The organism is Aeromonas sp. JL9, from assembly GCF_024436075.1.
In the GTDB taxonomy this organism is placed as follows: domain Bacteria; phylum Pseudomonadota; class Gammaproteobacteria; order Enterobacterales; family Aeromonadaceae; genus Aeromonas; species Aeromonas veronii.
This window is the reverse complement of the sequence record NZ_JANFNV010000009.1, coordinates 107,100-125,185: the sequence shown is the minus strand read 5'-3', so window position 1 is coordinate 125,185 and position 18,086 is coordinate 107,100. Positions and strand designations below refer to the sequence as shown.

Sequence of the window (18,086 nt, the reverse complement as noted above, 5' to 3'; positions counted from 1 at the left end):
AGCCAGTGGGCTGCCTTTTTCATTTATCTCTCCGGTTTAGCCGAGCTGGAACAACAGTGGCCAGCCCTGCTCCTGACAGTAGCGGTGTTCCTTCTCCAGATTCTGCATCAGGAGACGGTTCTCCTCGCACCAGTCGATCGGCAGGGTCACGACCAGCTGATCCCCTTGCACTGCGACTTTCCACTCGGGCAGCAGGTTGTCCTGGCGCTTGTGGTGCGCGGCGACCGCGAGGCGCAGGATGCGGATGCAGCGCAGCACCGTTTGCATGTCGTGGTTGGGCAGGGGAGGCAGCTCGGAGAGCTTGAGCCCCTTGCGCTGAAAGCGTACCAGCGCCGCCAGCAGGGCCTGATCGTCCTGGTTGAAGCCAGGCAGGTCGGTGTGTTGCAGGATATAGGCGGAGTGGCGGTGAATGCCGCTGTAGTTGATGGCAAGGCCAATTTCGTGCAGCCGGGCCGCCCAGCCGAGGATAGCGCGATAGGGCTCTATCTCCATCTGCCAGGGCTCTTGCAAGGCATCAAACAGCGTCAGCACGCTCTGCTCCACCCGGGCTGCTTGTTTGCGGTCCATCCGGTAGTGGGTGCCTAGCGCCTGTGCGGTACGCTCGCGGATATCGTGGTGCTGCAAGCGCTCCTCGAACTCATACAGCAATCCTTCGCGCAGGGCACCGTCGGAGTAGTCGAGCCGCTCGATGGGCAGCGAAGTAAACAGCCCGAGCAGGATGGCGACCGCAGCGGCAAACACCTCCTGACGCTCCTCGGTAAGCCCGACCAGTTTGAGGTTATCGACTCGCTTGCGCTCAATCATCAGCGCCTTGAGCCGCTCCAGCCCCTCCAGCGTAATACTGCCATCGGTCAGCCCCTCACCTTGCAGCACGTCGCGCACGGTGCGGATCGAGCCTGAGCTGCCAAGGCAGCTCTGCCAGCCCAGCTTGCGGTACTGGTTGACGATGGGGGCGAGCTGGTGCTGCGCCTCCAGCACGGCATTGGTGAAGTGCTTGTCGCTCAGCTTGCCGCTGGCAAAGAAGCTTTGGGTAAAGCTGACGCAGCCCATCTTGCGACTGGTGAGGGCCTTGTGTTCAAACCCTTCACCGATGATGAGTTCGGTGCTGCCGCCGCCGATATCGATCACCAGTACCTGGCCCTCGATATGCTGGGTATGGGCAACCCCCTGATAGATGAGCCGTGCTTCTTCCTGCCCGCTGATGATCTCGATGGGGTGGTTGAGCACCTTGGCAGCTTCACTCACAAATTCGCGGGCGTTGCTGGCGCGGCGTAATGTGTAGGTGCCGGCGATGCGGATCTGATCTGGCTTGATATTGGTGAGGCGCTCGGCAAAGAGTGACAGACAGGCGAGGCCGCGTTCCATCGCCTCCGGGCTCATCCGCTTTTGCTCATCCATCCCTTCCGCCAGTCGCACCCGCTCCTTGATGCGATCGACGATGCGAAAACGCCCTTCGCTCAGATGGGCTATCACCATATGAAAACTGTTGGAGCCGAGATCCACGGCGGCATAGAGACTATTGTCCATTGTTTGACTCGATACGTTTGAGATAGTCGTAAATCGCCACCTGAGAGCGGATCTTGCGGCGGTTGCCCCGCTTCACATATTCGTTCTGCTGGTCGGCATCAATGACCCGCGCCTTGCAGGTATCACTCAGTTGTAGTTCGAGAATGTCCATGATGCGCTGCTTGAGCCGCTCGTCATAAATGGGGGTACCCACCTCGATCCGGCCGTCGATATTGCGGCTCATCCAGTCGGCGCTGGAGATATAGAGCTGGGGGTTGCCCTTGTTGTGGAACACCATCACCCGCGGGTGCTCGAGGAAGCGGTCGATGATGCTGATCACCTTGATGTTGTCACTGAGACCCGGTACGCCCGGACGCAGGGCGCACATGCCACGGATGATCATCTGGATCGGTACTCCCGCCTGCCCGGCGGCATAGAGGCGGTTGATGAGATCCTTGTCCACCAGATTGTTGATCTTGAGGATGATACCGCTCGGCTGGCCCGCCTTGGCGTTGGAGAGCTCGTTGTCGATGAGGCGATAGAGCTGACGGCGGCTGTTGATGGGGGAGACCAGCAGGTGGTTGAATTTGTATCGCTTATAGGGGTACTCGATGTATTCAAACACCCCTTCCACTTCGGCGGTGATATCCGGATTGCGGGTCAGCAGCGAGAAGTCGGTGTAGATCTTGGCGGTCTTCTCGTTGAAGTTGCCGGTGCCGATATGGGCATAGCGCACCGCCTCGCCATTTTCGTGGCGGGTGATGAGGCAGAGCTTGGAGTGGATCTTGAGGCTCGGTACCCCGAACACCACCTTGACCCCGGCATCGGTGAGGATGTTGGCCCAGTCGATGTTGGCCGCTTCGTCGAAACGGGCGCGCAGTTCGACCACCACGGTCACCTTCTTGCCATTGTTGGCAGCATCGATGAGGGAGTGGATGATCCGCGACTTCTTGGCGACCCGGTAGATATTGATGCGAATGGCGCTCACCGCAGGATCGAACGCCGCCTGGCGCACCAACTCGGTGAAGTGGTGGAACTTGTGATACGGGTAGTAGAGCAGGATATCCTGCTTGGTAATCGCATCGAAGGCGTTGACGAAGCCGTCAAAATCGCGGCAATCGAGGGCCGGCAGCTTGGGGTTTTCCAGATAGTCACGGCCCACGTTGGGGAAGCCGATGAAATCCTTGAAGTTGTGATAGCGTCCACCCGGCATGATGGCATCGTAGGAGCTGATCTGCAGCTTGAGCTTGAGGAAGCTTATCATGGCGGCGGGCATCTCCCGCTCGTAGACGAAGCGCACCGGCATGGCGGTGAGGCGCTGCTTCAAGCCATCACTCATCTTGTCCACCAGGCTCAAGTCCAGCTGGTCGGAGAGATCATATTCGGCATCCCGGGTCAGCTTTACCGCATAGGCGGCAATCTCGTCGTAGTCGAAGAAGCCTTTGAAAATCTCGTCGAGACAGAAGCGGATGACGTTATCCAGAATGATGATCTGCTTCTTGCGGCGGGTCCCTTCCGGCGGCAGCTGGAAGAAGCGGGGCAGGTCGTCGGTCGGCACTTCCACCAGGGCGTACTGGATCACCTGACCGTTCTTCTTCATCTCGATGGCCAGATAGGTGTACTCATCCTTGAGGAATTTGACCGGATTGACCTCTTTGTTGAGCAGGATCGGGATGATGTGACGCAGCACCTTCTCCTTGAAGAAGACCCGCAGCCATTTCTGAATGGCATCGGAGAGCTGGTTCTCGTTGACCAGGAAGATGTTGTGGCGAGCGAGCGCAATCAACAGCTCCTTGTAGGTGTTGTCGAACGCTTCACCGAGCGCCATCACTTTTTGCTGGATGGCGCGCAGCAGCACTTTCGCTTCATCGTCGCCACCATGTACTTCATTGATGAGGATGCGGCGCTTGACGTCCGATACCCGTACCTTGAAGAACTCATCTTGGTTGGAGGAGAAGATCCCCAGAAAACGAACCCGCTCGATGAGGGGCACCGTCTTGTCCATTGCCTCTTGCAACACCCGTTCATTGAATGAGAGCCAGCTCAGCTCTTTCTCTTCATACTGCTTGTCGGTGCTCATCTTGTGCCTCTGTTTCAGGTCGCGTCTGCGCGGCAGTTATGGCGTTAATATATGACAAATAAATGACAGTATTGTTACTGCTCGCTGAACCCTTCGTCGATGTCGACCACCAGATCGTCGGAGAGGGATTCCAGCGCGGTGATAAGCGTATCCATCGCGAGCCCGTCGGGCAGGGCAACCAGCGCATGGGCATAGAAGAGAGGGGCGCCGGAGTGGGGAGCCGGTTCACAGCCAGTGGTGAGATCGGCCACGTTGATCTCGAGCTGGCGCAGGATGCTGGCTACTTCATGGACGATACCGGGGCGGTCGTTGCCGGTCACTGTCATCATGACTTGATGGGCTGGCTCGGCGGTCGGTGTCCCTTCGGCAAAGCTGATGGTCAGACCCGGTAGCAGGGCCAGTGCTTCGCACAGGCTGCGATAGTGCTCATCGGGGACAGAGACATGGAGGATACCGGCAAACTGGCCCGCCAGTTCGCTCATGGCGCTGCCCAGCCAGTTGCCCTGCTCGCGGCTGATGACAGCTGCCAGACTTTCGACGATCCCGGGTTTGTCTGCACCGATCACGGTGACCACCAATTGCTTTTGCATCCTGCTCTCCTTGAAATGGGATTTCTTGCTCTATCCCTATTGTGCCTGCTGGGGCTGGTCATATGAACCCCCGCCTGCTGACAAATAGATAAAAAGACGGGGCTTTTCACTTTCCATACACGGGTCTGCTGCCTTGCTCCGTTGCGGCTGTGGTAAAGTGATCCCCCCTTTCGTGTCGTGAACTGGATCGTGCTCTCATGAATACCCTTGTCCTATCGGGATTGTTGTTGCTGGCGCTGCTTGTGCTGGCGATCTTCTGGAGCAGAGGCAGACAGCAAAAGCGCCTGCCCTATGATGTGCAGGAGACCCTGTTCAGTCCCGCCGAGCGATCCTTCCTCGGGGTGCTGGATCTGGCGGTGGGTGACAAGGCCCGGGTCTTTGCCAAGGTGCGGGTGGCCGATGTGCTGACGCCGCAGGCCGGGATCGGCAAAAGCAAATGGCAGCAGTACTTCAACAAGATCAGCGCCAAGCATTTCGACTATCTGCTTTGCCACCCCGCGGATCTCTCCTTTATCTGCGCCATCGAACTCGATGACAGCTCCCACCGTCACCAGAAGCGCAAGGCGCGGGATCTCTTTCTGAAAACCGCCTGCGACAGCGCCGGACTGCCGTTGCTGCAGATCCCGGCAAGTGCCAGCTATCTGGTGGAAGAGCTGCGCGAACAGATCCTGCCGCTGCTGGTCAAAACCAGCGAACCGTTGATCGACGATCTGCCGCACGGAGCGCGCCGCGAGCCCACCTTCAACCCTCTGTTGCTGGATGGTGTGGATGTCTGTACCGGGATGCGTGGCCGCACTGCCCATGCCGAGGCCATCTCGCCTGCGTCGCTCCGCGAGCCCACCATCCAGGCCAACGGGGCGGTGGAGGCGCCACAGAGTGAGGGGGAGCTGGTCGATAGCCTGTTCGCCGATGTGGAGGATGATGAAGAGCACGAGGTACACCACTGCCCCCGCTGCGATGCGCCGCTGGTGGAGCGGGAGGCGAAAAAAGGCCCCCACGCCGGTCGACTCTTTCTGGCTTGCAGCCGTTTCCCCGAGTGTCGTTACGCGGCGCCGCACCACCATAATCGCCACTGAATGCGCTTCACCGTGTCCCATGCTGCCCTCTGACGAGGGCAGTTTTCTTTCCGCTTTTGGCTGCGTTTGTTAACGGCGTCAATGCAGAAAATTCCTCGGCAAAATTTATCTAATCTCTCGTTTCTGTCGATACACTTAGCCTGAATACGACAGTTTTTGACAATGTGTCGGAATTTTGGCACTTTGTGTGCCAGCAAAAAGACAGTCGGTAGCTGTTTTATCATCAAATAAAACAATAAGTTAGTTCAGGACATCGCGAGGAATGGATATGGTGGAGATGGGCGTGTTGATTGTTGATGCCGATGCGCAGCGGCGCCAACAGTTGGGAACCGTGCTCTCGTTTATGGGGATCCCGTGGCAGGAGGTGGCACAAAGCGATCTGGATGTGGCCATCGAATCCTCCGGACCGCTGCAAGGGGTGCTGGTGGGTGAGCTGACCGACCGTCCCTTGTCAGAGCTGCTGGCTGCTTTCCCCCGTACCCCCTTCCTCTCGCTGGTTGAGGCTGATCTGCCCAACAGCAACTTTATCGGGGTCGCGCTCTCGCCTTTTACCTATGAATCCCTCACCCGTCATCTGCACTTCTGTCAGGCCTTTGTATCCTTGCATCCCCGTCAGCAGACCCATGACAAGGGGCAGGCCCTGCTGCGTTTGCTGGTGGGCAAAGGGAAGGGGATCCAGGAGGTACGCCGCCTTATCAGCCAGGTGGCCGAGACCGATGCCAACGTGCTGATCCTCGGCGAGTCCGGCACCGGTAAAGAGGTGGTGGCGCGCGCTATCCACGAACTCTCTTCCCGCAGCAGTGGCCCCTTCGTGCCCATCAACTGCGGCGCTATTCCCGCCGAATTGCTGGAGAGCGAACTGTTTGGCCACGAGAAGGGGGCGTTTACCGGCGCCATCGCGGCCCGTCGCGGTCGCTTCGAGCTGGCGCAGGGGGGCACCCTGTTTCTCGACGAGATCGGCGACATGCCGATGCCGATGCAGGTCAAACTGCTGCGGGTATTGCAGGAGCGGCTGTTCGACCGGGTCGGTGGCGGCAAGCCCATTCAGGCCGATGTGCGCATCATTGCGGCTACCCACCGGGATCTGGAGGCGATGATCCGCACTCAGGGTTTCCGCGAAGATCTCTACTACCGCCTCAACGTCTTCCCCATTGAGACGCCGCCGCTGCGGGATCGCATCGACGACATCCCGCTGCTGCTGCAGGAGCTGCTCAATCGCCATGCCGAGCAGCACCACGGCTTTATCCGGCTGACCCAGCGGGCGCTGGAGTCACTGATGCAGTACCCCTGGCCCGGTAACGTGCGCGAGCTATCCAACCTGCTGGAGCGGCTGTTGATCCTCTACCCGCACCAGATCGTCGATGTGGCCGATCTGCCGAGCCGTTATCGCTTGCTGCCGAGCGAGCCGCGGGATGAGCGGCTGACCGAGATGGATGAGCGGGATGCGCTGGCGGCGGTGTTTCAGGACCCGCCCGAGCTGGATCACTTCCTCACCTCGGCTCGCACCATGCAGTTGCCGGAGGAGGGGGTCAACCTCAAAGAGATGCTGGCCGACCTCGAAGTGGAGCTGATCCGTCAGGCGCTGGAGTCTCAGGACGGGGTGGTGGCCCGCGCCGCCGATCTGCTTGGCATGCGCCGTACCACTTTGGTGGAGAAGATGAAAAAGTACGGGATGAGCAAGGACGTCTAATGGTCAAAGCCTTGACGCCAACATTCAATCTATTGTTTTAATTGAAATAATTTAGTGGCATGGAAATTGAATAACCTCACCCAATAGCCAGTTTGAGGTCAGGTTTATGACAATCCAGCAGCAGGACATGCCACTCCAGTCCCACGAAGTGAGCCAGCTCTATGCCATCTTCAAGGCGCTCCCCACCGGGGTGTTGCTGCTTGACGGAGCTGGGGTGGTCACCCGCGCGAATCCGGCGGCCATCTCCTTGCTGGGGGAGCCGTTGGAAGGGGAGCTCTGGCGCCACATCATTGCGCGCTGCTTCGAGCCGCGCGAGGATGATGGCCACGAGATCTCCCTGCGTGACGGGCGCCGGGTGCAGCTCTCGACCCAACCGCTGCCGGATCAGCCCGGCCAGCTGGTCTTTATCAATGACCTGACCGAAACCCGTAAACTGCAAGACCGCATCAACCACATGAAGCGACTGTCGGCGCTGGGCAATATGGCAGCCTCGCTCGCCCACCAGATCCGCACGCCGCTCTCCGCCGCCATGCTTTATGCCGCCAATCTGGCCAACCGCACCCTCAAGCCGGAATCTCGCACTCAGTTTCAGCAAAAGCTGATGGCCCGTTTGCAGGATCTGGAGAAGCAGATCAACGACATCCTGCTGTTCGCCCGCAATGGCGACAATCAGGTGGTCACCCCCATCTCGGTACAAGGGCTGCTGGCCGAAGTGCAGGCCGGAGCCGAGGCCTTCTGCCAGCAGCAGGGCTGCGAGCTGCACATGGAGGCGCCGGAGCCCGATCTCTGTCTGCTGGCCAACAGCAGTGCGCTGGCGGGGGCCATCAACAATCTGATTGCCAATGCCCAACAGGCAGGGGCCACCTCGCTGCTGGTCAGCGCGGTGCGCAGTGGCGCCCGTGTGGAGATGCGGGTCATCGATAATGGCAAGGGGATCCCTTCCCATCAGCTCGGTCAGGTATTCGAACCCTTCTTTACCACTCGCTCCCAGGGCACTGGCCTCGGGCTGGCGGTGGTGCAATCTGTAGTGCGTGCCCATCAGGGGGAGGTCGGTGTGGCCTCGGTTCCCGGTGAAGGCACCTGCTTTACTCTGTCGTTCCCCCTGCACCAGCAACCGGTGCAGCTTGGAGGTGTAGCATGACACAGGCCAGGATCCTGGTAGTTGAAGATGACAATGGCCTGCGCGAAGCGCTGGTGGATACCTTGTTGCTCGGCGGTTATGAGTGCCGTGAAGCGGACAGCGGCGAGCGGGCTTTGCTGGCCCTCTCCCGTCAGCCGTTTGACATGGTGATCTCCGATATCCAGATGGGGGGGATGGACGGTCTCACTCTGCTGGCTACTATCCGCCAGCAATATCCGCAGATACCTGTGCTGCTGATGACCGCCTACGCCAATATCGACGGCGCGGTGCGCGCCATGCGCGAAGGGGCCATCGACTATCTGGCCAAGCCGTTCTCCCCAGAGGTGCTGCTTAATCAGGTCAGCCGCTATGTGCCCGCCCAGAAGGTGGAGAAGCGCGCCGTGGTCTACGGGGATCCCAAAACGGCCGAGCTGTTCCAGCTGGCGACCCGGGTGGCCAGAAGCGAAGCGACCGTGATGGTGACCGGCCCGAGCGGGACGGGGAAAGAGGTGCTGGCCCGTTACATTCACGATAACTCCAGCCGCGCCGAGCAGCCCTTTGTCGCCATCAACTGCGCCGCCATTCCGGAAAACATGCTGGAGGCGACCCTGTTTGGCTACGAGAAGGGGGCCTTCACCGGTGCGGTACAGGGGTGCCCGGGCAAGTTCGAGCAGGCGCAGGGGGGCACCCTGCTACTTGACGAGATCACCGAGATGGATCAGGGGCTGCAAGCCAAATTGCTGCGGGTGTTGCAGGAGAAAGAGGTGGAGCGGCTCGGCAGTCGCAAGATGATCCCGCTGGATGTGCGGGTCATCGCCACCAGCAACCGGGATTTGAAAAAAGCGGTGCAGGATGGCCTGTTCCGCGAAGATCTCTACTATCGCCTCAACGTCTTTCCGCTACGCTGGTCTGCCCTGAGTGAGCGGCCCGGGGATATTCTGCCGCTGGCGGAGCACCTTCTGGCGCTCCACGCCAGTCAGCAGGGGCTGCCGACACCGCAGTTGACGGACGCCTCGCGGGAGCGGCTGCTGGCCCACCCCTGGCCCGGCAACGTGCGGGAACTGGACAACGTGGTACAGCGTGCCCTGATCCTCAGCCCCGACGGAGTCATTGATTGTGACCACCTCATTCTGGAAGAGCTGGATGAGCAGGAGATGGAGTTTGTCAGCGTGGATCGCAGCTATGGCGGTGATCGCCTCGGCAGCGAGCTCAAGCAGCAGGAGCATCAGATCATCCTCGACACCCTGCAAGATTGTAACGGCAGTCGCAAGGCGGTGGCCGACCGGCTCGGCATCAGCCCGCGCACTCTGCGCTACAAGTTGGCCCAGATGCGGGAGGCGGGGATCGACCTGCCAGCCTGAGGCCGGGAGGGAAACCGCACTGTGTGGGGGCTGTCATGGTCTTGACGGCCCGGCTCGATTATCATGGGGCCCTTGGCGCTTTGAGCCTGGGCCCTGTTTTTATTGGTAAAGCAGGGGACCGAGCCTTAATAAGGGACCCCTATGATCTCTCATCGAAAACTCGAAACCGTACTGAACCATCTGCTCGAACCTCACGCCATCAAGGATTACTGCCCCAACGGCTTGCAAGTGGAGGGGCGCGAGCGCATTCGCAAGGTAGTGACCGGTGTCACCGCCAGTCAGGCGCTTATCGACGCGGCGGTGGCTGCCGAGGCCGATGCCATTCTGGTCCATCACGGCTACTTCTGGAGCGGTGAACCGGCCCAGATCACCGGCATGAAGCAGCGTCGGCTCAAGACCCTGCTGACCCACGACATTAACCTGTTTGCCTACCATTTGCCGCTTGATGTCCATCCCGAGGTGGGCAACAACGCCCAGCTTGCCAAGTTGCTGGATATCAAGGTGCGTCGCGGTCTGGAGCCGTGGAACAGCAAGAGCGTCGCCATGGTGGGCAAGCTGGAGCAGCCGATGAGCGGCCGTGACTTTGCCAAGCTGATTGCAGAGCGACTTGGCCGCGAACCACTCTATTGTGGCGACAGCGGCCCCGAGCTTATCCGCTCCGTGGCCTGGTGTACCGGCGGCGGCCAGAGCTACATCAATTTGGCGGCGGAGCAGGGCATCGATGCCTTTATTTCCGGCGAGGCTTCCGAGCAGACCATCCACACCGCCCGCGAGATGGGGATGCACTTCTACGCCGCTGGCCATCACGCCACCGAGCGCTACGGCGTCAAGGCGCTGGGAGAGTGGCTGGCGACGGTGCACGGGCTGGATGTGACCTTTATCGATATCGACAATCCGGTGTAAGTTCGATTAGCCACGTAGTGGCGTAATCGGACGTGATGGCAGCCATAGCGCTGGTAGGTAGGAATGATAAGGGAGGCCGAGGCCTCCCTTGTTGTATCTGACATGCTGTCGTTAGCGGTTACTCGCTGGCGTAACCAGCGGGGCCCAGCAGGGCACCATCCAGTTGCACGGCGCCATCTACCATCTGCAGCCTGCCTTCGCAGAACCAGCGCACCACCAGCGGGTAGATACTGTGCTCCTGTGCCTGTACCCGTGCCGCTACCTCGTCCGCCGTGTCCCCTTCGAAGATGGGCACGCGGGCCTGCAGGATCACCGGGCCCCCGTCCAACTCTTCGGTGACGAAGTGGACGCTGGCGCCGTGTTCACTGTCACCGGCATCTATGGCGCGTTGGTGAGTGTGCAAGCCCTGATACTTGGGCAGCAGGGAGGGGTGGATATTGAGCATTCTGCCGGCGAAATGGCGCACCAGATCGCCGCTCAATATCCGCATAAACCCGGCCAGCACCACCAGATCCGGCTGATAGTCTGCCATCAGCGCCAGCAGGGCGGCGTCATACTCCTCTCGGCTGGCAAACTGCTGCTGGGCCAGAATGGAGGTCGCCACGCCTGCTTCTTTGGCGCGAACCAGGCCATAGGCATCGGCCTTGTTGCTGATGACGCCAACCACCTGACCTGCAATCTTGCCGCTGGCGCAGTGGTCGAGGATCGCCTGCAGGTTGCTGCCGCTGCCGGAGATTAGGACGAGGATCCGCATCATTTGATGACGACCTGCTCCTCACCGTCTGCTGCCTTGGCGATATGACCAATGTGCCATGCGTTCTCGCCTTCCGCCTTGAGCAGGGTCAGCGCCTTCTCCAGCTGGTTGGCGGGCAGGGCGATGATCATGCCGACGCCGCAGTTGAAGGTGCGATACATCTCATGACGGGTGACGTTACCAGCCTGCTGCAGCCAGCTGAACACTGCCGGCCACTGCCAGCTCTGCTCATCGATCACCGCTTGGGTGTTGGCGGGCAGGACACGGGGGATGTTCTCCCAGAAGCCACCGCCGGTGATGTGGGAGAGGGCGTGGATCTCGCACTCCTTGATGAGCTTGAGCACAGGTTTCACATAGATACGGGTCGGCTCCAGCAAGGCATCTGCGAGGGTGCGGTCACCCAGCGGCTGATGCACGTCGGCTTTGGAGACTTCCAGAATTTTACGGATCAGGGAGAAGCCGTTGGAGTGAGGGCCGCTGGCGGCCAGCGCGATCAGGGCATCCCCTTCACCGACCTTGCTGCCGTCGATGATTTCGCTCTTCTCCACCACACCGACGCAGAAACCGGCGATGTCGTAGTCTTCCCCTTCATACATGCCCGGCATCTCGGCGGTCTCGCCGCCCACCAGGGCACAGCCTGACTGCTCGCAACCGGCACCGATCCCGGTGACCACCGCTGCCGCGGTGTCCACGTCCAGCTTGCCGGTTGCATAGTAGTCGAGGAAGAACAGCGGCTCGGCGCCCTGTACGATCAGGTCATTGACGCACATGGCCACCAGATCGATGCCCACGGTGTCGTGCTTCTTCAGGTCGATGGCCAGCCGCAGCTTGGTGCCCACACCATCGGTACCGGAGACCAGTACCGGCTCCTTGTAGCCCGCAGGGATTTGACACAAGGCCCCAAAGCCGCCAAGACCACCAAGGACTTCAGGACGACGAGTGCGCTTTGACACGCCCTTGATACGTTCAACCAGTGCATTGCCGGCATCGATATCTACGCCAGCATCCTTGTAGCTCAGTGAGGTTTTGTCAGTCACGAGTATTCCCCGTCATGTAAAGAAGTGGAGGGTAAAATTCGGGGCGTATTCTAACAGTGGCGGTGAAAAACCAGAAAGGAAATCGTTTGCGCGTTTTTGCGCGGAAATGCTCTACAAGCGGTGGCTTTTGTTGTATGATTCCGCGATTTTTTTTGCGGCAGGTTAGAGGAGATAATAATGAAAGTCGTTGAAGTCAAACACCCCCTGGTCAAACACAAGATCGGTCTGATGCGTGAAGGCGATATCAGCACCAAGCGTTTCCGTGAACTGGCCAAAGAAGTGGGCAGTTTGTTGACCTATGAAGCGACCTCTGACTTCGAAACCGAGAAGGTTATCATCGATGGCTGGAATGGGCCAGTAGAAGTTGACCAGATCAAAGGCAAGAAGGTAACCGTCGTACCCATCCTGCGTGCCGGCCTTGGCATGATGGATGGCGTGCTGGAGCACATGCCGAGTGCCCGCGTCAGCGTGGTCGGTATCTACCGCGATGAAGAGACCCTGCAACCGGTTCCCTATTTCGAGAAGATCGTCAGCAACATCGAAGAGCGTCTGGCGCTGGTCATCGATCCGATGCTGGCCACCGGTGGTTCCATGATCGCCACTATCGATCTGCTGAAGAAGAAGGGCTGTCAATCCATCAAGGTGCTGGTACTGGTTGCCGCGCCGGAAGGGATCAAGGCGCTGGAAGCCGCTCACCCTGACGTAGAGCTCTACTGCGCTTCTGTCGACCAAGGGCTGAACGAGAAAGGCTACATCGTGCCGGGTCTGGGCGATGCAGGCGACAAGATCTTCGGTACCAAATAAGTTTATGTCTTGACCTGCTTCCCATGTGGAAGGGGTGATCGGAGCCGGCGCATCGCCGGCTCTGCTGTTTGTGGCCGCTTGTGCCAGCCTTGCCGCAGGATGCGCCTTGCCGCTACCATAAGCACACTCTCCCATTTCGAGACTCTGTTCATGTTCAAACGTGTTGTGACCGCCCTCTGCTGCGGCTTGTCATTCATGGCCTCGGCCGCTCAGGTGACCGACCTTTATCAGGGCAAGGCTCCGACCAGTGGCGACATGGTGGCCGCTCAAGGGCAGGCACTGGGTCAGGTGCTGATCAAGGTGACCGGCAAGCGCGACATCCTCACCCAGCCTGTGGTGGTCAAGGCGCTGGCGGCCCCGGGCGACTATGTCAAAAGCTATGGCTATCAGGATCAGGACTCCGTCAAGTATCTGAAAGCCGAGTTCAAGAGTGACAAGGTCAACAGCCTGGTCTCCGAGAGCCAGTATGCCCTGCTTGGCCCGGCTCGTCCCCAAATGGCCATCTGGCTGGTGGTGGATCAGGGGGAGCGTCGCTTGCTGGCGGATCAATCCAGCGATGGTTGGGCGCAAGCCTTGCGCGAGCAGGCCCAGACGCTGGGGCTGCCCATCAGCATTCCGCTGATGGATCTCGATGACAATATGGCGGTCAGTGCCACCGATGTCTGGGGACGCTTTGCCGACCCGATTTTGCAGGCAAGCCAGCGCTATGGCGCCGAGATGGTGGTGTTGGGCAAGCTGACACCGGAAGGTGACAAGTGGAGCATCGATTGGGGACTCTACGGCCCCAAAGCGGTCGGTGAAGTGGCCGAGCTGACCCGTGGCAATAACACTGGCACTCAGGCCGAAGTGGCGCAAGGGTTTGCCGATACCCTGGCGGCCTGGCTGGTGAAAAACTACGGTGCCCGCATTTCTGGTCCGGCAACCAGCCAGACCCTGGTGGTAGATGGCCTCTCCGAAGTGGACAGCATGATCGCTGTGCAGAAGATGCTGCAGGGGATGGCCAACGTCAGCAAGGTGGCGATCGGCAAGCTGGAGGGGGACCAGGTCACCTTCAACTTTACCCTGCAAGGGGAGCAGGCCGAGCTGGTACGGGCACTGCAGCTTGAGAGTCGTTTGCGCAAGGTTGACGATAATGGCAGCGGTTTGCGTTACCAATGGTCGCAGCCCTGATTTTATAAGGCTTTTGTAGACCGCCCGGCTTGTCCGGGCGGTTCTCTATCTGCCTTTGCGATGATACACTTAGCCACAAATGTCACAGTCAAAGCCCAACGAGTGAAGCAACCGGCCCAACTGTCTTTAGCCGTACAACTACCGGATGATGAAACCTTCGTCAGTTTTTATCCCGGCAACAATGCTCATCTGATCACCGCCCTCAAAAACGCGGCCATCGGTCAGGGATCGCCTTTCCTCTATTTCTGGGGAGCCAAGGGATCCGGACGCTCTCATCTGCTCCACGCCACCTGTGCCGAGGTCAACGCCCGCGATGCGGCGGCGGCCTATCTCTCCCTCGACCAATTTGAACAACTCGACCCCAGCATGCTCGATGCCCTCGAAAGCCTGCCGCTGGTCTGTCTCGACAGCCTTGAGGCGATCGCCGGCAATGCCGTGTGGGAGCGGGCCCTGTTCGACTTTTACAATCGCTGGCAGGAGAAGGGCGAGGGGACGCTGATCGTCACCGGTTGCAGCGCGCCGCGCAAACTGGGGCTGCAACTGCCGGATCTCGCTTCGCGCCTCGACTGGGGGGTGAGTTTCCATCTCGAAGAGCTGGATGACGAAGGCAAGCTCAGTGCCCTGCAGCTGCGTGCCGAGCTGCGGGGCTTCAAATTGCCCATCGATGTGGGCCGCTTCCTGCTCAACCGACTCTCCCGCGATATGCGCACCCTGCTCACCACTCTCAATCAGCTCGACAACGCCTCATTTCGCGCCAAGCGCAAGCTGACCATTCCCTTTGTCAAAGAGATCCTCGAGCTCTGATCCTCTCTGCGGTGTGCGGTTGTGGCCTGACTTTCGTTTGAATGGCAGATAAAAAGAAACCCCGGCATCAGGCCGGGGTTTTGCTATCTCAAGGGGGCTCTGCCTATCAGTGGAACTGATCTTCTTCGGTCGAACCGGTCAGCGCGGTGACCGAGGATTGGCCACCCTGAATGACGGTGGTCACCTTGTCGAAGTAACCGGTACCGACCTCCTGCTGGTGTGCCACGAAAGTGTAGCCACGGCTGGCGGCGGCAAATTCCGGCTCCTGCACCATCTCGACGTAGTGCTTCATCCCTTCGCCACGGGCGTACTGGTAGGCCAGCTCGTACATGTGGAACCACATGTTGTGGATACCTGCGAGGGTGATGAACTGGTACTTGTAGCCCATGTCGGAGAGCTCCTGCTGGAAGCGGGCGATGGTGGCATCGTCCAGATTCTTCTTCCAGTTGAAGCTTGGGGAGCAGTTGTAGGCCAGGATGCGGTCCGGGAACTTGGCCTTGATTGCTTCGGCAAATTTACGCGCTTCGTCCAGATCAGGCTTGGCAGTTTCACACCACACCATGTCGGCGTAGGGGGCGTAAGCCAGACCGCGAGCGATGGCCTGATCGATACCGGCACGCACCTTGTAGAATCCTTCGGCAGTGCGCTCACCAGTCAGGAAGTCTGCATCGTACGGGTCGGCATCGGTGGTCAACAGGTCAGCGGCGTTGGCGTCGGTACGGGCGATCACCAGGGTGGTGGTGCCGCACACATCGGCTGCCAGACGGGCGGCAACCAGCTTTTGCACCGCTTCCTGAGTCGGTACCAGCACCTTGCCGCCCATATGGCCACACTTCTTGACGGAAGCGAGCTGATCTTCGAAGTGCACGCCGGCGGCGCCTGCTTCAATCATCCCCTTCATCAGTTCGAAGGCGTTCAGTACGCCGCCGAAACCGGCCTCCGCATCCGCCACGATCGGCAGGAAGTAGTCGATAAAGCCCTCATCCTGCGGCCCGACCTTGTTGGCCCACTGGATCTGGTCGGCACGGGCGAAGGAGTTATTGATGCGCTCCACCACGGATGGTACCGAGTTGGCCGGGTAGAGGGACTGATCCGGATACATGGTGGAGGACAAGTTGTTGTCCGCCGCCACCTGCCAGCCGGAGAGGTAGATCGCCTCGATCCCCGCCTTGGCCTGCTGTACCGCCTGACCACCGGTCAGGGCGCCGAGGCAGTTGACGTAGCCCTTTTTGGCATCGCCGTGGATCAGACCCCACAGCTTGTCGGCACCGCGCTGGGCCAGGGTGTGCACCGGCTGCAAGCTGCCGCGCAGGTTTACCACATCTTCGGCGCTGTAGCCGCGCTTGATCCCTTTCCAGCGGGGGTTTTCCGCCCAGTCTTTCTCGATAGCCTGGATCTGTTGCTCACGGGTCAGTACCATATCAGTTCCCTCTTTCATTGATTTCACGTTTCCATTGACTTGTTATTGGCGAGCCCCGCCCGGGGCCCGTGATTCAGAGCCGCTCGTAACCGGGCAGCGTCAGAAAATCGATCAGGGTATCGGCGCAGGTGATCTCTTCCATCAGCTCGCTTGCCTCGGCAAAGCGTCCTGCCTGCCAGCGCGCGGCGCCCACCTCGGCTTTGACCACCTCCAGCTCCTCGGCCAGCATCTGGCGGAACAGCTCCTTGGTCACCACCTTGCCGTTCGACAGGCGCTTGCCGTGGCGGATCCACTGCCAGATGGAGGTGCGGGAGATCTCGGCGGTGGCGGCATCTTCCATCAGACCGTAGATGGGCACGCAGCCGTTGCCGTTGATCCAGGCCTCCAGATATTGCAGGGCAACCCGGATATTGGTGCGCATCCCTGCTTCGGTGCGCTCGCCCTCACAGGGGGCCAGCAGGTCAGCGGCGGTGATGGGGGCATCCTGATCGCGCAGCACGCCTATCTGGTTCTTGGCACCCGCCGCAATGGTGGCGTTGAACACCGCCATCGCAGTATCGGCTAGGCCAGGGTGGGCGACCCAGGTGCCATCGTGGCCGTTATTGGCTTCGCGCTCCTTGTCGGCCTTGACCTTGGCGAAGACCTGCTCGTTGATGGCCGCGTCCTTGGCCGGAATAAAGGCAGCCATACCGCCCATCGCCAGCGCTCCGCGCTTGTGGCAGGTCTTGATCAGCAGCCGCGAGTAGGCGGAGAGGAACGGCTTGTCCATGGTCACAACCTGACGATCAGGCAGTACCCGATCCGGATGGTTCTTCAAGGTTTTGATATAGCTGAAGATGTAGTCCCAGCGGCCGCAGTTCAGTGCCACTATGTGATCCTTCATCTGATAGAGCAGCTCATCCATCTCGAATACGGCTGGCAGGGTTTCAATCAGCACGGTGGCCTTGATGGTGCCACGGGGCAGACCAAACTTGTCCTCGGTCCAGGCGAACACCTCGCTCCACCAGCGCCCCTCCAGATGGCTCTGCAGCTTGGGCACATAGAAGTAGGGGCCCGAGCCTTTGGCCAGCAGCGCCTGATAGTTGTGCAGGAAGTAGAGGGCAAAATCGAACAGGCCGCCGGGGATCGGCTCGCCATCGAAAGTGACATGTTTTTCCGGCAGGTGCAGACCACGCACCCGGCAGATGAGCACCGCCGGATTGGGGGTCAGGGTGTAGGCCTTTCCTTCCGGACTGGTGTAAGAGATGGTGCCGTTGACCGCATCGCGCAGGTTGATTTGGCCCTCGATCACCTTATTCCAGGCGGGAGCTAGTGAGTCCTCGAAGTCCGCCATGAACACCTTGACGTTGGCGTTGAGGGCGTTGATCACCATCTTGCGCTCGACCGGGCCGGTGATCTCCACACGGCGGTCTTGCAGGTCGGCGGGCATACCGCGAATGGTCCAGTCACCTTCACGGATGTGGGCGGTTTCCGGCAGGAAGTCCGGCAGCTCGCCGCCATCGATACGGGCCTGGCGTGCCACACGTTGTTTCAGCAATTCCCCTCTTTGGGGAGCAAAACGTTCCACCAGTTCGGAGACCAGAGCCACCGCGTCCGGCGTCAGAATTTGCGCGTATTCGGGCAGCATTTCGCCCTGGATGCGAAGGCGGGCGCTGCAGTGGGTCTGAGCCGGTGCCGACATAAGGTTCACTCCTTTGAGAATTACATTTTGAACTTACTAACTACGACTAAAGTCGAATCCCTGTTCCTGAAACGTTCCCGCAACAACGGG

General features: G+C 59.9%; 15 protein-coding genes. 8 read left to right on the top strand and 7 right to left on the bottom strand.

The genetic code is table 11. The features are described from left to right. Positions 1–36 precede the first annotated feature (36 nt). The 3 genes from ppx to NOM06_RS09445 form a co-directional block, all read right to left on the bottom strand. A complete protein-coding gene (gene ppx / locus NOM06_RS09455; protein WP_139444045.1) occupies positions 37–1,527 on the bottom strand; it encodes an exopolyphosphatase in 1,491 nt (496 codons plus the stop codon). Further along, positions 1,517–3,586, bottom strand: a complete 2,070-nt coding sequence (ppk1, locus tag NOM06_RS09450) for a polyphosphate kinase 1 (protein ID WP_005350671.1) — start codon at positions 3,584–3,586, stop codon at positions 1,517–1,519. The genes ppx and ppk1 overlap by 11 nt, the downstream gene beginning before the upstream one ends. A 74-nt stretch (positions 3,587–3,660) precedes the next feature. Continuing rightward, positions 3,661–4,176, bottom strand: a complete 516-nt coding sequence (locus NOM06_RS09445; RefSeq protein ID WP_069555282.1) for a glycine cleavage system protein R — start codon at positions 4,174–4,176, stop codon at positions 3,661–3,663. A 197-nt stretch (positions 4,177–4,373) separates the two neighbouring features. On the opposite strand from NOM06_RS09445, the gene NOM06_RS09440 reads away from it, so the two are divergent. The 5 genes from NOM06_RS09440 (at position 4,374) to NOM06_RS09420 (ending at position 10,326) form a co-directional block, all read left to right on the top strand. Continuing rightward, a complete protein-coding gene (locus NOM06_RS09440; protein ID WP_255911289.1) occupies positions 4,374–5,252 on the top strand; it encodes a DUF2726 domain-containing protein in 879 nt (292 codons plus the stop codon). A 268-nt stretch (positions 5,253–5,520) separates the two neighbouring features. After that, positions 5,521–6,942 (top strand): sigma-54 dependent transcriptional regulator, encoded by a 1,422-nt coding sequence (locus NOM06_RS09435; RefSeq protein ID WP_255911287.1) that lies wholly within the window; start codon positions 5,521–5,523, stop codon positions 6,940–6,942. Positions 6,943–7,048: 106 nt separating this feature from the next. After that, complete coding sequence (locus NOM06_RS09430; RefSeq protein WP_005334126.1) at positions 7,049–8,083, top strand: PAS domain-containing sensor histidine kinase; 1,035 nt, start codon at positions 7,049–7,051, stop codon at positions 8,081–8,083. Next, positions 8,080–9,423, top strand: coding sequence for a sigma-54 dependent transcriptional regulator (locus NOM06_RS09425; protein ID WP_255911285.1), 1,344 nt, complete (start codon positions 8,080–8,082; stop codon positions 9,421–9,423). Before NOM06_RS09430 ends, NOM06_RS09425 begins: the two co-directional genes overlap by 4 nt. 141 nt (positions 9,424–9,564) lie before the next feature. Further along, on the top strand, positions 9,565–10,326 hold the full coding sequence (locus NOM06_RS09420) for a Nif3-like dinuclear metal center hexameric protein (protein WP_305120767.1): 762 nt from the start codon (positions 9,565–9,567) through the stop codon (positions 10,324–10,326). 118 nt (positions 10,327–10,444) lie between these two features. Here NOM06_RS09420 and purN read toward each other — a convergent pair whose 3' ends face one another. Both purN and purM read right to left on the bottom strand, forming a co-directional pair. Continuing rightward, the gene (gene purN, locus NOM06_RS09415) at positions 10,445–11,083 is read right to left on the bottom strand and encodes a phosphoribosylglycinamide formyltransferase (protein ID WP_255911283.1); all 639 of its coding nucleotides are present in this window, start codon (positions 11,081–11,083) and stop codon (positions 10,445–10,447) included. Further along, on the bottom strand, positions 11,080–12,117 hold the full coding sequence (gene purM / locus NOM06_RS09410; RefSeq protein WP_042080181.1) for a phosphoribosylformylglycinamidine cyclo-ligase: 1,038 nt from the start codon (positions 12,115–12,117) through the stop codon (positions 11,080–11,082). Before purM ends, purN begins: the two co-directional genes overlap by 4 nt. A gap of 177 nt (positions 12,118–12,294) precedes the next feature. On the opposite strand from purM, the gene upp reads away from it, so the two are divergent. From upp to hda, 3 genes are all read left to right on the top strand, one after another. Continuing rightward, positions 12,295–12,921 carry a uracil phosphoribosyltransferase gene (gene upp / locus NOM06_RS09405; RefSeq protein ID WP_005334115.1) on the top strand — a complete coding sequence of 209 codons (627 nt, stop codon included), beginning with the start codon at positions 12,295–12,297 and terminating at the stop codon, positions 12,919–12,921. Between the two features lie 150 nt (positions 12,922–13,071). Next, positions 13,072–14,091, top strand: a complete 1,020-nt coding sequence (locus tag NOM06_RS09400; protein ID WP_255911281.1) for a DUF2066 domain-containing protein — start codon at positions 13,072–13,074, stop codon at positions 14,089–14,091. Between the two features lie 102 nt (positions 14,092–14,193). Beyond that, positions 14,194–14,895 carry a DnaA inactivator Hda gene (hda, locus tag NOM06_RS09395; protein WP_040066190.1) on the top strand — a complete coding sequence of 234 codons (702 nt, stop codon included), beginning with the start codon at positions 14,194–14,196 and terminating at the stop codon, positions 14,893–14,895. Positions 14,896–15,001: 106 nt separating this feature from the next. Here the strand turns inward: hda and aceA are convergent, their stop codons facing one another. Together aceA and aceB are read right to left on the bottom strand one after the other, a co-directional pair. After that, positions 15,002–16,315: an isocitrate lyase gene (aceA, locus tag NOM06_RS09390; RefSeq protein WP_255911279.1), complete on the bottom strand. Its 1,314-nt coding sequence runs from the start codon at positions 16,313–16,315 to the stop codon at positions 15,002–15,004. A gap of 73 nt (positions 16,316–16,388) precedes the next feature. Further along, positions 16,389–17,996, bottom strand: coding sequence for a malate synthase A (gene aceB, locus NOM06_RS09385; protein WP_255911277.1), 1,608 nt, complete (start codon positions 17,994–17,996; stop codon positions 16,389–16,391). Positions 17,997–18,086 lie beyond the last annotated feature (90 nt).

Coding starts and splice junctions, on each gene's coding strand:
- ppk1 (WP_005350671.1), bottom strand. CDS start 3,586: ATGAGCACCGACAAGCAGTATGAAGAGAAAGAGCTGAGCTGGCTCTCA.
- NOM06_RS09440 (WP_255911289.1), top strand. CDS start 4,374: ATGAATACCCTTGTCCTATCGGGATTGTTGTTGCTGGCGCTGCTTGTG.
- NOM06_RS09420 (WP_305120767.1), top strand. CDS start 9,565: ATGATCTCTCATCGAAAACTCGAAACCGTACTGAACCATCTGCTCGAA.
- NOM06_RS09425 (WP_255911285.1), top strand. CDS start 8,080: ATGACACAGGCCAGGATCCTGGTAGTTGAAGATGACAATGGCCTGCGC.
- NOM06_RS09430 (WP_005334126.1), top strand. CDS start 7,049: ATGACAATCCAGCAGCAGGACATGCCACTCCAGTCCCACGAAGTGAGC.
- aceB (WP_255911277.1), bottom strand. CDS start 17,996: ATGTCGGCACCGGCTCAGACCCACTGCAGCGCCCGCCTTCGCATCCAG.
- aceA (WP_255911279.1), bottom strand. CDS start 16,315: ATGGTACTGACCCGTGAGCAACAGATCCAGGCTATCGAGAAAGACTGG.
- NOM06_RS09445 (WP_069555282.1), bottom strand. CDS start 4,176: ATGCAAAAGCAATTGGTGGTCACCGTGATCGGTGCAGACAAACCCGGG.
- upp (WP_005334115.1), top strand. CDS start 12,295: ATGAAAGTCGTTGAAGTCAAACACCCCCTGGTCAAACACAAGATCGGT.
- purN (WP_255911283.1), bottom strand. CDS start 11,083: ATGATGCGGATCCTCGTCCTAATCTCCGGCAGCGGCAGCAACCTGCAG.
- NOM06_RS09435 (WP_255911287.1), top strand. CDS start 5,521: ATGGTGGAGATGGGCGTGTTGATTGTTGATGCCGATGCGCAGCGGCGC.
- NOM06_RS09400 (WP_255911281.1), top strand. CDS start 13,072: ATGTTCAAACGTGTTGTGACCGCCCTCTGCTGCGGCTTGTCATTCATG.
- ppx (WP_139444045.1), bottom strand. CDS start 1,527: ATGGACAATAGTCTCTATGCCGCCGTGGATCTCGGCTCCAACAGTTTT.